Raw genomic sequence first — 14,025 nt, forward strand, 5'->3', positions numbered from 1 at the left:
CATGCAGGGAATTCTTTACGAAGAAGCCTCCATCTGGCAGTTTCTGTTCATCACCTGCGTCCTCGGCGGCTGGACCGCCTGGCGCACCGGCAAGAGCGTCGCCGAAAGCTGGGGAGAGGTTCCGCGGCTCATCGTCTACGTGGCGCTTCTGGGGCTTGCTATCCGCTTTGTGCACCACGCGCTTTTCGGCGGCACGATGTTCAGCCTGCAGTACTATATCGTAGACACGCTCGTGCTTTTGTTGTTTGCTACCGCCGGTTACCGGTACTACCGGACCAAGCAAATGGCCAACATGTACTACTGGCTCTACGAGAAGACCTCGCCTTTCTCCTGGAAGGCCAAATAAGGGAACAGCGCGTGCCGGTCGGGTGCGGCCGGTGCGAAGGAACACCGGCGCAATTATGGTGGGCATTGCGCAGGCTTATGAAATTGAGACCCGCTCGAATATTTGGGAGTAACAAAATGAAAAAGTCTCTTCTGTCGGCTGTGGCGCTGACAGCAATGGTGGCCTTCAGCGGCACCGCATGGGCCGATCTCCTGGTCGGCGTCGCTGGTCCGCTGACCGGCCCGAACGCCGCGTTCGGCGCTCAGCTCCAGAAAGGTGCGGAGCAGGCGGCTGCCGACATCAACGCGGCTGGCGGCATCAATGGCGAACAGATCAAGCTCGTCCTCGGCGACGACGTTTCGGACCCGAAGCAGGGCATTTCGGTCGCCAACAAATTCGTTGCTGACGGCGTGAAGTTCGTGATTGGCCACTTCAACTCCGGCGTGTCCATTCCGGCATCGGAAGTCTATGCCGAGAACGGCATCCTGGAAATCACGCCGTCCGCGACCAACCCGCAGTTCACCGAGCGCGGCATGTGGAACACGTTCCGCACCTGCGGCCGTGACGACCAGCAGGGTGCAGTTGCCGGCGCTTACCTCGCTGCCAACTTCAAGGACGCGAAGATCGCCGTCATCCACGACAAGACGCCGTACGGCCAGGGTCTTGCCGATGAGACCAAGAAGTCGATGAACGAAGCGGGCCTCAATGAAGCTCTCTACGAAGGTATCAACATCGGCGACAAGGATTTCTCGGCGCTGATCGCTAAGATGAAGGAAGCCGGTGTTGGGGTCGTCTACTACGGCGGCCTGCACACGGAAGCGGGCCTCATCATGCGTCAGATGAAGGACCAGGGCCTGAAGGCAACCTTCATGTCGGGCGACGGCATCGTTTCGAACGAGCTGGCTTCGATCGCCGGTGACGCCGTCGACGGCACGCTGATGACCTTCGCGCCGGATCCGCGCAAGAACCCGGCTTCGAAGGAACTCGTCGAGAAATTCCGGGCCGCCGGCTTCGAACCGGAAGCCTACACGCTCTATTCCTACGCAGCGCTGCAGGTGATTGCGGATGCCGCCAAGGCCGCCGGTGGCAACGACCCGCAAGCGGTTGCCGAAGCGATCAAGGCGAAGGGTCCGTTCAAGACCGCGATCGGCGAACTCGGTTATGACGAAAAGGGGGACATCACCCGCCCGGACTACGTCATGTACACCTGGAAGAAGGGTGAAGACGGCAAGTACAGCTACTTCCAGAACGAATAGTCTCGTTCTAACGCTTTAACAGCGAAGCAGGGCCCGGCGTGGAAGCGCCGGGCCCTTGCTTTTTGAGCATCCCTGACGCGTGAGATTTGCCGCAGCCCGGTCCGGCGCGGCTGAATTACGGCATGGAAGGATCGATAGGCAGTTGCGTCCCTCTCAACCGCCGAACTATAGATAAAATCCGATTCTATCTATATCGATGGCAGTAGGCAGAGGGGGACAGCCGAATGCAGGATGCGTTGGTAACGAGCGGAGCGGATTCGATGAGCTCCGGCTCCGATGTAACAGCTTGGACTCTCGCTGCGGCGACAAAAATCTATAATTTACCTTTCAACGACCTTCTGTTCCGTGCGCAGTTCATCCATCGCACGCATTTCGATCCGAATGCGGTGCAGATGAGCCGGCTCCTGTCGATCAAGACCGGGGGATGCGCCGAGGATTGCGGCTATTGCAGCCAGTCGGCGCACTACCCAACCGGCCTCAAGGCGTCGAAGCTGATGGAAGGCGAGCGTGTGATCGCGGAAGCGCGCAAAGCCAAGGACGGCGGCGCGACGCGCTATTGCATGGGAGCGGCCTGGCGCAGCCCGAAGGAGCGCGACATGGAGGCTATCGTCGCCATGGTGCGCGGCGTCAGGGCGCTCGGGATGGAAACCTGCATGACCCTCGGGATGCTGTCGCCCGCCCAGACGGAGCGGCTCGCAGAGGCCGGTCTCGATTACTACAACCACAATGTCGACACCTCGGAGCGCTTTTACAGCGAGATCATCACCACGCGAACCTTCGCCGACCGGCTGGAAACGCTTGCCAATGTCCGCGAGGCGGGCATCAAGGTCTGCGCGGGCGGCATCTTGGGCATGGGCGAAAGCGTCGATGATCGCATTTCGATGCTGGTGACGCTCGCCAACCTTCCGGCCGCGCCGGAAAGCGTGCCGATCAACATGCTGATCCCCATCCCCGGGTCGAAGCTTGCGGATGCGCCGCCGGTCGATCCGATCGACTTCGTCCGGACGATCGCGCTCGCCCGCATCCTGATGCCGAAATCGCATGTTCGCCTTTCCGCCGGCCGGACCGACATGAGCGACGAAATGCAGGCGCTCTGTTTCTTCGCCGGGGCGAATTCGATCTTCGTCGGCGAGACGCTGTTGACGGCGGACAATCCCGGGGAGGATCACGATGCGGCGCTGTTCCGCCGCCTCGGGCTGAAGCCCATGGCACTGGAGCCGATGGAGCCGGCCGAATGATCGCCGCGCGTCTGGGCCGCTACGAGAAGATCCTGGCAGGACTGGAGCGAAAGGGGCGGCGGCGTGCGCTGGTCGCCCGAGCCGGAATTGATTCCACCTCGAACGACTATCTGGGCCTCGCAGGCTCTCCCCGGCTGAAGGAGGCGATCGCCTCCGCCCTCGACCGGGACGTGCCGGTCGGCGCCGGCGGATCGCGACTGCTGCGTGGCAATCATCCCGAGCATGAGGCGCTGGAGGCGGAGGCGGCCGAGTTCTTCGGTTCGCAACGAGTGCTCTTTTTCGGCAGCGGCTATATGGCCAATGTTGCGCTGTTTTCGACCCTGCCGCAGCGCGACGACATCATCATCCACGACGCGTTGATCCATGCGAGCGCCCATGAGGGCATCGCGGCAAGCCGTGCGCAGGCGGTCGCCGTCCGCCACAATGATGTCGGGGCCTTCGCCGACGCCATTCGGGAATGGCGTGGTGCTGGCGGAACGGGACGCCCGTGGATCGCCGTTGAAAGCCTCTATTCGATGGACGGAGATCGGGCGCCGCTCCCGGAGCTTGCGGCGCTCGCCGAAGAGCATGACGCCTTTCTGGTCATCGACGAGGCGCATGCCACTTGCGTTTTCGGTCCCGGCGGCCGCGGCCTTTCGGCGGCGCTCGAGGGCCGAGAGAATGTGATCGTCCTGCATACCTGCGGCAAGGCGCTCGGCGTCTCCGGCGCGTTGCTCTGCGCCAGCGGAACACTTTGCGACTATCTCTTCAACCGCGCCCGCGGCTTCATCTATTCGACCGCGCCGTCGCCCTTGACGGCAGCCGCAGTTCGCGCGGCATTGCGGATCGCCGCGGACGAGCCGCAGCGTCGCGCCGAATTCGACGCGCTCCGCGCCTTTGCTAATGCGGCGCTTGCCGCGACAACCGGGATCGAAGGCAGCGGATCGCAGATCCTGCCGGTGATGATCGGCGACAATGGCCGTGCCGTGAAGATCGCCGATCGGCTGCGCGAGGAAGGATTCGACATCCGCGCGATCCGGCCACCAACCGTTCCCGAAGGCACGGCGCGGCTTCGGATCGCGATCACGCTGAACGTCGACAGGCAGGCGATTGCGCAGATGCTGGCACGGCTGAAGACGGCGATGGCGGAGGAATTATGATGGCAGCCCGCGTCGTGATCACCGGCACGGATACCTGCGTCGGCAAGACCGTCTTTTCCGCCGCACTCACCGATGCGCTTTCGGGCTGCTACTGGAAGCCGGTCCAGTCTGGGCTCGACGGCGAAACGGACAGCGAAGCGGTCCGTCGGCTGGGCCGAATAGAGGCTCGCCGCATCCTGCCGGAGTCCTACAGGCTCGCCACACCCGTCTCGCCGCATCTCTCGGCCAGGCTCGACGGCGTGACGATCCGGCCGGAAAGCCTCTCGCCCCCTCCGGTCGAGGCACCCCTCGTCATCGAGGGGGCTGGCGGGCTCATGGTTCCGCTGACGGAGCGGACGGTCTTCGCCGACGTCTTTCAGCGCTGGCGGATCCCCGTTGTCCTCTGCGCCCGCACGGCACTCGGCACGATCAATCACACGCTGCTGTCGCTCGAAGCGCTGCGGGCCCGCTCGATCCCGGTTCTCGGCGTCGCCTTCATCGGCGACGAGCAGGCGGACACGGAAAGGACGATCGCGGAACTGGGTCATGTTCGGGTGCTCGGTCGGCTGCCGCACCTCGCGCCGCTGACGCCGGATAGTCTTCGCCGGAACTTTTGCGAAGGCTTCAATATGGACGATTTCCGCGAGGCGCTGGCATGAGCGCCTCTCCGGTCTGGCACCCCTTCACCCAGCATGCGCTGGAGCCGGCGATGAAGCGCATCGTCCGCACCGAGGGCGCCTATCTGATCGACGAGGAGGACTCGCACATTGTCGATGCGATCTCGTCCTGGTGGGTGATCACCCACGGCCATCGGCACCCGGCGATCATGGAGGCGATCCGGCGCGCCGTTGAAAGCTACGACCAGGTGATCTTTGCCGAGTACACTCATGCGCCGGCGGAGGAACTGGCGAGCGGCCTGATCGAGATCGCGCCCGCCGGCTTGAAGCACGTCTTTTATTCCGACAGCGGCTCGACCGCCGTGGAGGTAGCGCTGAAGATGGCGCTCGGCTACTTCCACAATATCGGCGCGCCGCGCAGCCGCGTCTGCGTGATGGAGCACAGCTACCACGGCGACACGATTGGCACGATGTCGGCCGGCGAACGCGGTGTCTTCAATGCGGCCTACGAGCCGCTTCTTTTCGCCGTCGACCGCCTGCCGTTTCCGGAGCCCGGCCGCGAACAGGAGACGCTCGACGCTTTCGAGCACTTTTGCGCTTCCGGCCAGGTGGCGGCGCTCATCGTCGAGCCGCTGGTTCTCGGGGCCGGCGGGATGAAGATCTATCCGGCCTTCGTGCTGACCGAACTGAAGCGGATCGCCGAACAGCACGGCATTCTGCTGATTGCCGACGAGGTGATGACCGGCTGGGGCCGCACCGGAACTCTCCTTGCCTGCGAGCAGGCGGGGATCGCGCCCGACATCCTGTGCACGTCAAAGGGCTTGACCGGGGGTGCGCTTCCGCTCGCGGCAACCCTTTGCACGGCGGAGATATTCGACGCGCATCTTTCACCGGACCGGCGCCGAACATTCTTTCATTCGAGCTCCTATACCGCCAATCCGATCGCCTGCGCCGCGGCCGTCGCCAATCTCGCTGTGTGGAAGGAGGAGCCGGTCGGCGGGCGCATCGAAGCGCTTGCCGCGAAGCAACGGCGACATCTGAAGCGCTTCGCGGCCGATCCGCGCTTCCGCAATGTACGTCAGGCAGGTACGATCGCCGCGCTCGACCTTTGCGTGCCAGCGGGGGGCTACCTGGCCGATGTCGGGCCGCGGCTCAGGGCTTTCTTCCGCCAGCGCAGGCTGCTCATCCGGCCGCTCGGCAATGTCATCTATCTGATACCGCCCTATTGCATCGCCGATGCGGATCTCGATCGGGCCTATGACGCGATTGACGAGGCTGCGTCCGCCTTCGCTGGAGGGCGGCTATGAGCATCGTCCGGTCATCCCGCCTTGCCGGATTTGGCCACGCCGTGCCGACGCGGCGCGTCGAGAACGCCGAAATCGAAGCGAAACTTGGCCTTGAATCGGGCTGGATCGAACGGCGGACGGGCATCCGGGCACGACGCTGGGTCGAGCCCGGAGAGACGCTGACCGGTCTTGCGGCGAAGGCCGGGGCGGCGGCACTCGAGGATGCGGCTATCGCGCGCGGCGACATCGCCTTGACGCTGCTCGCCACATCAACGCCCGATCACCTGCTGCCGCCCTCGGCACCGTTGCTCGCCCATCGCCTCAGGCTTGGCAATTCCGGTGCGATCGATCTGGCCGGCGCCTGCTCGGGCTTCCTCTACGCGCTGACGCTCGCCGACGGGTTCGTCCGCACGCAGGGCAAGCCGGTCCTTGTCGTTGCCGCCAACATCCTGAGCCGGCGCATCAACCCGGCTGAGCGGGCAAGTGCCGTTCTCTTCGCGGACGCTGCCGGCGCAGTCGTCGTCGCGCCCTCGAACGATCCCCAGAAGGGCGTGCTCGGCATCGACCTCGCGTCTGACGGAAGCCGCTACGATCTGATCACCATTGCCGCCGGCGGCAGCAGCCGGCCCTTTGCGCCGGATATGCCGGCGGAGGACGTGCTGATGACCATGCGCGACGGGCGGGAGGTGTTCGTCCGTGCGGTGGAGATGATGACGGCCTGCGCCGCTCGCGCGCTCGCCGCCGCGGGCATCGGCCCCGCGGAGGTCGGCCGCTTCGTGCCGCATCAGGCGAATGTCCGGATCTTCGATGCGGTTTGCGCCAATCTCGGCATCGATCCGTCCAGGACCGTGCGCACCATCGAGGAGTACGGGAACTCGTCGGCCGCGACGATTCCGCTGTCGCTTTCACTTGCACACAGGGCCAAGGCCTTCGTTCCCGGAGAAAGGCTGTTGCTCACCGGGGCGGGCGCGGGGCTGACCGGAGGGGCCGTGCTCCTTGGTATCTAAGAAACTGCGGTCTGCTGCACCCCGCTCCAAGCATGCCTACCGCAGCAGCGATGCCCGGAGCGCTGCGATTTCCCCTTTTAGGCGCCCGATCTCCGCGGGCTCCATTCCGGTCGCTTCGATGATGCCGCACGGGACGGTGCTGGCCTTTTCCTTGAGCGCCTCGCCGGTTTCGGTCAGGCGCACGCGCACCTGCCGCTCGTCAGCGCGGTCGCGGACTCTCGAAATATAGCCCATTGCCTCCAGGCGCTTCAGCATGGGCGTGAGGGTGCTCGATTCGAGAAAGAGCTTGTCTCCCAGGCTGCCGACGGTTTGATCATCTTTTTCCCACAGGACAACCATTACGAGATATTGTGGATAGGTAAGATCCAGCTCGTCGAGTAGTGGCTTGTAGACGCGCGTAAACGCGTGGTTCGCGGAATAGATTGCAAAGCACAGGAAATTATCGATTTTCATCAACTCTTCGGGAGAGGGGATATTTGCCTTCGCCATCGCTGTCTTTCCGTATTCGCCGAGGCAGCACAGTAAATCGTTCGCGATATAATCGCAAGGTATTGACATCGATGTGCTGGCGCAATAAATATCGTGCACGATTTAATCGTTGCCTAATTAAGAGGCGGGGACGGGCGTCTTATCGCAAAGGTTACATCGCAACGATCCCATTTGCCGCCACGAAGCGAAGGAGCAATTCCATGACAAAGGTTCAAGACAGCGCGACCGCCGTTTCCAGAAGGGAGATGCTGGCGGGAGCACTCGGCGCCGCCAGCGCGGCCGCCGCATTCGCAGCCGCCCGGCCAGCCGCAGCGGACACAGCAAAGCCATCAACAACGGAAGGAGCAAGGACCATGGGAAGCAGGATCACCACGCGCGACGGCGTTGAAATCTATTACAAGGACTGGGGTCCGAAGGACGGGCCGGTCGTCATCCTCAGCCACGGCTGGCCGCTCTCGTCCGACAGTTGGGAAGCCCAGGCCTTCCATCTCGCCAATAATGGGTTCCGCGTCGTCACTCATGATCGCCGCGGCCACGGCCGGTCCAGCCAGCCCTGGGACGGCAACGACATGGATCACTATGCCGACGACCTTGCCGACCTGATCGAGCAACTGGACCTGAAAGGTATCTTTCTAGCTGGATTCTCGACCGGCGGCGGCGAGATTACCCGCTATATCGGTCGTCACGGCACCAGCCGCGTTGCAAAGGCCGGGTTGATTTCGGCGGTGCCGCCGCTGATGGTAAAGACCGACAAGAATCCGGGCGGCCTCCCGAAAGAGGTGTTCGATGGCTTGCAGGCGGCGAGCCTCGCCGACCGCTCGCAGCTCTACAAGGACATCGCTTCCGGTCCCTTCTTCGGCTTCAACCGTCCGGGTGCGAAGCCGTCGCAGGGGATGATCGACAGCTTCTGGCTGCAGGGCATGGCGGGGGGCCACAAAAATACCTATGACTCGATCGTCGCCTTCTCGCAGACCGACTTCACCGAGGACCTGAAGAAGTTCGACGTGCCGACGCTCATCATCCATGGAGACGACGACCAGATCGTGCCGATCGACGCCGCCGCCCGGGCCTCGAAGACGCTCATTCCGCACGCGGATCTGAAGGTCTATCCGGGTGCGCCGCATGGCATCACGGACACCCACAAGGATCAGTTGAACAAGGACCTGCTGGAGTTCGCCCGCTCCTAGGATGGCGCGTGCCAAAATTGTTGTTCGGAGGGCGCCGCAAACCGGCGCCCTCTTTTTTGGTGGGCCCTCAGCCTCTTCAAAGTTGGCCGGTCCGACGAGTTTCTTTCGGCGGACCCGATTGTGCTTGTGAAACAGCGACTTGACATTGATCATGCCATTTCGGACGATGCCGCATGACGATGCACGTCGCAGGGGCGTGCCGGCTGGGGATATCTGAACACCTTGAATGACGCGGCGATCATCGCTCCGCAAAGGGCGTGGGGAAAAGGGCGGCTTGTTGCCAAGTCCGAACGCGGACGCACGCGCATCGCCGAACTCTATCAGGAAGGTTGCGCCAAGATCCGCTTGCCGAAGACCTTCGATGCCTCGATGGAGGCGGTGCTCATCAACTCCTCGGGCGGCGTAACCGGCGGCGACCGGCTCGAATGGGATTTCGAAGCCGGCGAGGGGACCGAGCTCACGCTGACGACGCAGGCCTGCGAGAAGATCTACAAGGCGAGCGCCGGTACGGCCTCAATCGCCACGTGCATATCCGTCGCCGCCGGAGCGCGGGTCGATTGGCTTCCGCAGGAAACGATCCTCTTCGACCGCGCCTCGCTGTCGCGCTCGCTCGAGGTAGAACTGGCGCCCGATGCAAGCTTTCTCGCGGTCGAGGCGGTGCTTCTCGGCCGCAAGGCGATGGGCGAGGCGGTGCATGCCGGGCTGTTTCGCGATCGTTGGCGCGTGCGGAGCGGCGGCAGATTTGTCCATGCCGAGGATCTGGCCCTTGCCGACGACATCGCAGGGCTTGCCGCCCGGCCAGCGACGCTCGGCGGTGCGGCTGCCTTCGCAACCTTGCTTTATGCCGCGCCCGATTGTGAAGCGATGCTTTCGAAGCTGCGTGCAATGCTCGCGCCGGTGGTAATGGCTGGTGCCAGCCACTACAAGGTCGGCGGCTGCGACAAGCTCGTTGCCCGTGTCGCCGCGGTCGATGGATTTGCGCTCAGAAAAATCCTGATCCCGCTCATTTCGCACTTGCGTGAGGACGCATCTGTGCCGAAAGTCTGGACTCTCTGATCCCGCAATCAATCCGGATAGCGACGCATGAATCTCACTCCGCGCGAAAAAGACAAGCTGTTGATTTCCATGGCGGCAATGGTCGCGCGCCGACGACTGGAGCGAGGAGTCAAGCTCAACCATCCGGAGGCCATCGCCCTCATCACTGATTTCGTCGTCGAGGGTGCGCGCGACGGCCGGTCCGTCGCTGAGTTGATGGAGGCGGGCGCCCATGTGCTGACCCGCGACCAGGTCATGGAAGGCATCCCCGAGATGATCCACGACATCCAGATCGAGGCGACTTTCCCGGATGGGACGAAGCTCGTCACCGTTCACGAACCCATCCGCTAGGAGACTATGATGCTGAGCCTGCGCCCGAACTGCGAATGCTGCGATCGCGACCTGCCGCCCGAAAGCCGGGAGGCCGTGATCTGCACTTTCGAATGCACCTTTTGCACTGATTGCGCCGAGGGGAAGCTCGGCGGGACCTGCCCAAACTGCAGCGGCGAACTGGTCCGCCGTCCCGTCCGGCCGGCGGCGATGCTCAAGAAATATCCGGCTTCGAGCGAGCGCGTGCTGAAGCCGCAAGGCTGCGCGCCGGAAAAGGCCGCGTAAGGAGAGACGAGCATGATTCCAGGCGAGATCATCGCAGCCGCGGGCGACATCGAACTCAATGTCGGTCTTCCGACGACCACCATCGAAGTCTCCAATTCCGGCGACCGGCCGGTTCAGGTCGGCAGCCATTATCATTTCGCGGAAACGAACGCCGGCCTGATCTTCGACCGTGGTGCGGCGCGCGGCAAGCGGCTCGATATCCCGGCGGGCACGGCGGTGCGTTTCGAACCGGGGCAGACGCGGCAGGTGACGCTGATCCCGCTTTCCGGCAAGCGCGAGGTTTTCGGGTTCCGTCAACAGGTCATGGGCAAGCTATGAGAGCAGCCGCATCCGCCCTTGGCCTGCTTTTCATTCTCACGACCTTTGCGCTCGCTCAGGAACAGCCTGAGGTGAATTGCCAAGAGGCGGTAGCGCAGATGGATTTGAACATTTGCGCCGATCGGGAATACCAGGCCGCGGATGCGGACCTGAACAAGATCTACAAGCAGGCGATGACCGCGATGCAGCAAACCGACAAGGAGCTCGGTGATATCGACGCGGCTTATATCGGTGCCATCGCGGCATTGAAAAAGGCGCAGCGGGCCTGGATCGGCTACCGCGACGGCCAGTGCGAGCTCGCCGGCTTCGAGGCTCGGGGCGGTTCGATGGAGCCCATGCTCGTCTCGGGCTGCCTCGCAGAGCTGACCCGAAAGCGCACCGCCGAACTCAAGGAACTTCTCGAGGCGCAAGGAAACTGAGTGTTGCTGGGCCGGCGCGTCATGATCGTGGGAAATGGCGAGGTGCCGGAGGGTGCTGCCGCGACGATCGACGCAGCCGACCTGGTAGTCCGCTTCAACGATTGCCGCTCGGTCGGCCGGGGCGGCGCCCGGACCGACATCGTCGCCGTCTGCAACACGGGCCGCCCGGCACTTGCAATGCTCGGCGGTGGCCGCTGGAAGACGAGCGAGCCGGTGCGCCAGGCACGTGAAATCTGGAGCGTGCGTTCCGCTGCTAAGTTCGCGGCGATGCGGGCAGCGCTCGCCAAGACCCATCCGGACCTCGACGATTTCTGTGACGACTACACCGCCGGCTTCGAGGCCTTCACGCGGGCGACCGGCCGACGGCACCGGGTCGTCCCGATCGAAGCGCACGAGCGGCTGGAGCAAGATCTCGCCCGTTTCGCGCCGCCGCCTTACGTCGCTCCATCGAGCGGTCTGGTGGTGATCGCCGACATCCTGTCCGACGTCGCTTCCGCCGGCGACGAGATCGTGCTCGCCGGCTTCGGTCACAGCGGCTGGGAGTGGCATCCCTTCGCCGCCGAGCGGCGTTATGTCGATGCGCATGCCGCCGCAGGCCGCCTCCGCCGCCTCAATCCATTGCCTTCGTCAGACTTGTCCCAAGGAGCCTGAACCATGTCCTACAAAATGTCGCGCGCGGCCTATGCCAACATGTTCGGTCCGACGGTCGGCGACAGGGTGCGGCTTGCCGACACGGAGCTCTTCATTGAGGTTGAGAAGGACTTCACCACCTATGGCGAAGAGGTGAAGTTCGGCGGCGGCAAGGTCATCCGCGACGGCATGGGCCAGAGCCAGGTGACGCGCGAGGGCGGCGCGGTCGATACGGTCATCACCAACGCGCTGATCGTCGACCACTGGGGCATCGTCAAGGCGGATATCGGCCTGAAGGACGGGCGGATCGCGGCAATAGGAAAGGCCGGCAATCCCGATACGCAGCCGGGCGTGAACATCATCGTCGGACCGGGCACCGAGGCGATCGCCGGCGAGGGCAAGATCGTCACGGCCGGCGGCATGGACAGCCATATCCATTTCATCTGCCCGCAGCAGATCGAAGAGGCGCTGATGAGCGGGCTCACCTGCATGCTCGGTGGCGGCACGGGCCCCGCACATGGCACGCTGGCGACGACGTGCACGCCGGGGCCGTGGCATATCGCGCGTATGATCGAGGCCGCCGATGCCTTCCCGATGAACCTTGCCTTCGCCGGCAAGGGCAACGCCTCGCTGCCGGGCGCGCTCGTTGAAATGGTGCTCGGCGGCGCCACCTCGCTGAAGCTGCACGAGGACTGGGGAACGACACCGGGAGCGATCGACTGCTGCCTGTCGGTGGCGGACGAATACGACGTTCAGGTGATGATCCACACGGACACGCTAAACGAGAGCGGCTTCGTCGAGGACACGATTGCGGCGATCAAGGGCCGGACCATTCACGCCTTCCATACGGAAGGGGCGGGCGGCGGCCACGCACCGGACATCATCAAGATCTGCGGCCAGCCGAACGTCATTCCGTCCTCGACCAACCCGACGCGGCCCTACACCCAGAACACGCTGGCCGAGCATCTCGACATGCTCATGGTCTGCCACCACCTGTCGCCGTCGATCCCCGAGGACATCGCCTTTGCCGAAAGCCGCATCCGCAAGGAGACGATCGCCGCGGAGGACATTCTCCACGATATCGGCGCCTTCTCGATCATCTCCTCCGACAGCCAGGCCATGGGCCGTGTCGGCGAGGTGGCGATCCGCACCTGGCAGACGGCCGACAAGATGAAGCGCCAGCGCGGCCGGCTGAAGGAGGAGACCGGCGACAACGACAATTTCCGCGTCAAGCGCTATGTCGCCAAATACACGATCAACCCGGCGATCGCCCATGGCCTCAGCCATGAGATCGGTTCGCTCGAAGTCGGCAAGCGCGCCGACCTCGTCATCTGGAACCCTGCCTTTTTCGGCGTGAAGCCGGATATGGTGCTGCTCGGCGGAACGATCGCGGCCGCGCCGATGGGCGACCCGAATGCTTCGATCCCGACGCCACAGCCGGTCCATTACCGGCCGATGTTCGGCGCCTATGGCCGAAGCCGGACCAATTCCTCCGTCACCTTCGTCTCGCAGGCTTCGCTCGACGCCGGCCTCGCGGGAAGGCTCGGCGTCGCCAAGGAGCTCGTCGCCGTCCAGAATACCCGCGGCGGCATCGGCAAGGCCTCGATGATCCACAACGGCCTCACACCGCATGTCGAGGTCGATCCGGAAACCTATGAGGTGCGCGCCGACGGCGTGCTGTTGACGTGCGAGCCGGCGACCGTGCTGCCGATGGCGCAGCGGTATTTCCTGTTCTAGACATTCCGGACGAACTGGCAGCCATGCGGCCGTCGCATGCCTGCCATGCGCCGCCGCCCGATCGGCGCTTTGATGCTGCACTGCAGCGGAATCTTCGATAGAAGGGGCCTTCCCTTTCGCCGGCTGCTCTTCCTCCCAAGACTTGACGGCCGGCTGCCCACTCGAAGGAGATGATGATGCTCGGCAGAAAAGTTCCCGTTGTAACCTTCCGCACCCGCGTCCGCGACGAATCCGTCGGCGGTTCCAATCCGTTCCGCTGGCAGGATGTCTCGTCGAACGACTATTTCGCCGGCAAGCGCGTCGTCTTGTTCTCGCTGCCGGGCGCCTTCACCCCGACCTGCTCGACCTACCAATTGCCGGATTTCGAGAAGCTGACGCCCGAGTTCCGCGCTCTCGGCATCGACGAAATCTATTGCATCTCGGTCAACGACGCCTTCGTCATGAACGCCTGGGGCAAGTCTCAGGGGCTGGAAAACGTCAAGCTTATTCCGGATGGTTCGGGCGAGTTCACGCGCAAGATGGGCATGCTGGTCGCCAAGGACAATCTCGGCTTCGGAATGCGCTCCTGGCGCTACGCCGCCATCGTCAACAACGGCACGGTCGAGCAGTGGTTCGAAGAGGAAGGCTATTCCGACAATTGCGATAGCGACCCCTATGGCGTCTCCTCGCCGCAGAACATTCTCGAGGCGCTGAAGTCGCAGAAGATCGCTGCCTGATCCGGCATTGTGATCGTATAAGCCCCGCTGCC

17 protein-coding genes are annotated in these 14,025 nt (G+C 63.7%); 16 read left to right on the forward strand and 1 reads right to left on the reverse strand.

Annotated elements, in window-relative coordinates; translation table 11 throughout:
* The first annotated feature begins 1 nt into the window (after window position 1).
* The 7 genes from CO664_RS03515 to CO664_RS03545 all read left to right on the forward strand — a co-directional run bounded on the left by CO664_RS03515 (window position 2) and on the right by CO664_RS03545 (window position 6,847).
* Window positions 2–346 (forward strand): DUF6867 family protein, encoded by a 345-nt coding sequence (locus CO664_RS03515; RefSeq protein ID WP_037414566.1) that lies wholly within the window; start codon window positions 2–4, stop codon window positions 344–346.
* A 116-nt stretch (window positions 347–462) separates the two neighbouring features.
* Complete coding sequence (locus CO664_RS03520; protein WP_037414568.1) at window positions 463–1,581, forward strand: branched-chain amino acid ABC transporter substrate-binding protein; 1,119 nt, start codon at window positions 463–465, stop codon at window positions 1,579–1,581.
* Between the two features lie 260 nt (window positions 1,582–1,841).
* Complete coding sequence (gene bioB / locus CO664_RS03525) at window positions 1,842–2,819, forward strand: biotin synthase BioB (RefSeq protein ID WP_234820088.1); 978 nt, start codon at window positions 1,842–1,844, stop codon at window positions 2,817–2,819.
* Window positions 2,816–3,958 (forward strand): 8-amino-7-oxononanoate synthase, encoded by a 1,143-nt coding sequence (locus CO664_RS03530; protein ID WP_097537939.1) that lies wholly within the window; start codon window positions 2,816–2,818, stop codon window positions 3,956–3,958. The genes bioB and CO664_RS03530 overlap by 4 nt, the downstream gene beginning before the upstream one ends.
* A complete protein-coding gene (gene bioD / locus CO664_RS03535) occupies window positions 3,958–4,596 on the forward strand; it encodes a dethiobiotin synthase (RefSeq protein WP_176536487.1) in 639 nt (212 codons plus the stop codon). Before CO664_RS03530 ends, bioD begins: the two co-directional genes overlap by 1 nt.
* Window positions 4,593–5,861 carry an adenosylmethionine--8-amino-7-oxononanoate transaminase gene (locus CO664_RS03540; RefSeq protein WP_097537941.1) on the forward strand — a complete coding sequence of 423 codons (1,269 nt, stop codon included), beginning with the start codon at window positions 4,593–4,595 and terminating at the stop codon, window positions 5,859–5,861. The genes bioD and CO664_RS03540 overlap by 4 nt, the downstream gene beginning before the upstream one ends.
* A complete protein-coding gene (locus tag CO664_RS03545) occupies window positions 5,858–6,847 on the forward strand; it encodes a beta-ketoacyl-ACP synthase III (protein ID WP_097537942.1) in 990 nt (329 codons plus the stop codon). Before CO664_RS03540 ends, CO664_RS03545 begins: the two co-directional genes overlap by 4 nt.
* Before the next feature lie 36 nt (window positions 6,848–6,883).
* Here the strand turns inward: CO664_RS03545 and CO664_RS03550 are convergent, their stop codons facing one another.
* Window positions 6,884–7,336 (reverse strand): MarR family transcriptional regulator, encoded by a 453-nt coding sequence (locus tag CO664_RS03550; protein ID WP_037414579.1) that lies wholly within the window; start codon window positions 7,334–7,336, stop codon window positions 6,884–6,886.
* A 200-nt stretch (window positions 7,337–7,536) separates the two neighbouring features.
* On the opposite strand from CO664_RS03550, the gene CO664_RS03555 reads away from it, so the two are divergent.
* The 9 genes from CO664_RS03555 (at window position 7,537) to CO664_RS03595 (ending at window position 13,993) form a co-directional block, all read left to right on the forward strand.
* The gene (locus tag CO664_RS03555) at window positions 7,537–8,523 is read left to right on the forward strand and encodes an alpha/beta hydrolase (protein WP_097525141.1); all 987 of its coding nucleotides are present in this window, start codon (window positions 7,537–7,539) and stop codon (window positions 8,521–8,523) included.
* Window positions 8,524–8,745: 222 nt separating this feature from the next.
* A complete protein-coding gene (locus CO664_RS03560; RefSeq protein WP_097525142.1) occupies window positions 8,746–9,579 on the forward strand; it encodes an urease accessory protein UreD in 834 nt (277 codons plus the stop codon).
* A 27-nt stretch (window positions 9,580–9,606) separates the two neighbouring features.
* On the forward strand, window positions 9,607–9,909 hold the full coding sequence (locus tag CO664_RS03565; protein ID WP_026618115.1) for an urease subunit gamma: 303 nt from the start codon (window positions 9,607–9,609) through the stop codon (window positions 9,907–9,909).
* 9 nt (window positions 9,910–9,918) lie between these two features.
* The gene (locus tag CO664_RS03570) at window positions 9,919–10,173 is read left to right on the forward strand and encodes a DUF1272 domain-containing protein (protein ID WP_097525143.1); all 255 of its coding nucleotides are present in this window, start codon (window positions 9,919–9,921) and stop codon (window positions 10,171–10,173) included.
* Window positions 10,174–10,185: 12 nt separating this feature from the next.
* Complete coding sequence (locus tag CO664_RS03575) at window positions 10,186–10,491, forward strand: urease subunit beta (RefSeq protein ID WP_097537943.1); 306 nt, start codon at window positions 10,186–10,188, stop codon at window positions 10,489–10,491.
* Window positions 10,488–10,910, forward strand: a complete 423-nt coding sequence (locus CO664_RS03580; RefSeq protein WP_097537944.1) for a lysozyme inhibitor LprI family protein — start codon at window positions 10,488–10,490, stop codon at window positions 10,908–10,910. The genes CO664_RS03575 and CO664_RS03580 overlap by 4 nt, the downstream gene beginning before the upstream one ends.
* The gene (locus CO664_RS03585) at window positions 10,911–11,561 is read left to right on the forward strand and encodes a Urease operon accessory protein (protein WP_097537945.1); all 651 of its coding nucleotides are present in this window, start codon (window positions 10,911–10,913) and stop codon (window positions 11,559–11,561) included.
* 3 nt (window positions 11,562–11,564) lie between these two features.
* A complete protein-coding gene (gene ureC / locus CO664_RS03590) occupies window positions 11,565–13,277 on the forward strand; it encodes an urease subunit alpha (protein ID WP_097525146.1) in 1,713 nt (570 codons plus the stop codon).
* 176 nt (window positions 13,278–13,453) lie between these two features.
* Window positions 13,454–13,993: a peroxiredoxin gene (locus CO664_RS03595; protein ID WP_097537946.1), complete on the forward strand. Its 540-nt coding sequence runs from the start codon at window positions 13,454–13,456 to the stop codon at window positions 13,991–13,993.
* The last annotated feature ends 32 nt before the right edge of the window (window positions 13,994–14,025 follow it).

Origin of the sequence: Sinorhizobium sp. NG07B (assembly GCF_002532005.1) — a bacterium.
GTDB lineage: Bacteria > Pseudomonadota > Alphaproteobacteria > Rhizobiales > Rhizobiaceae > Sinorhizobium > Sinorhizobium fredii_C.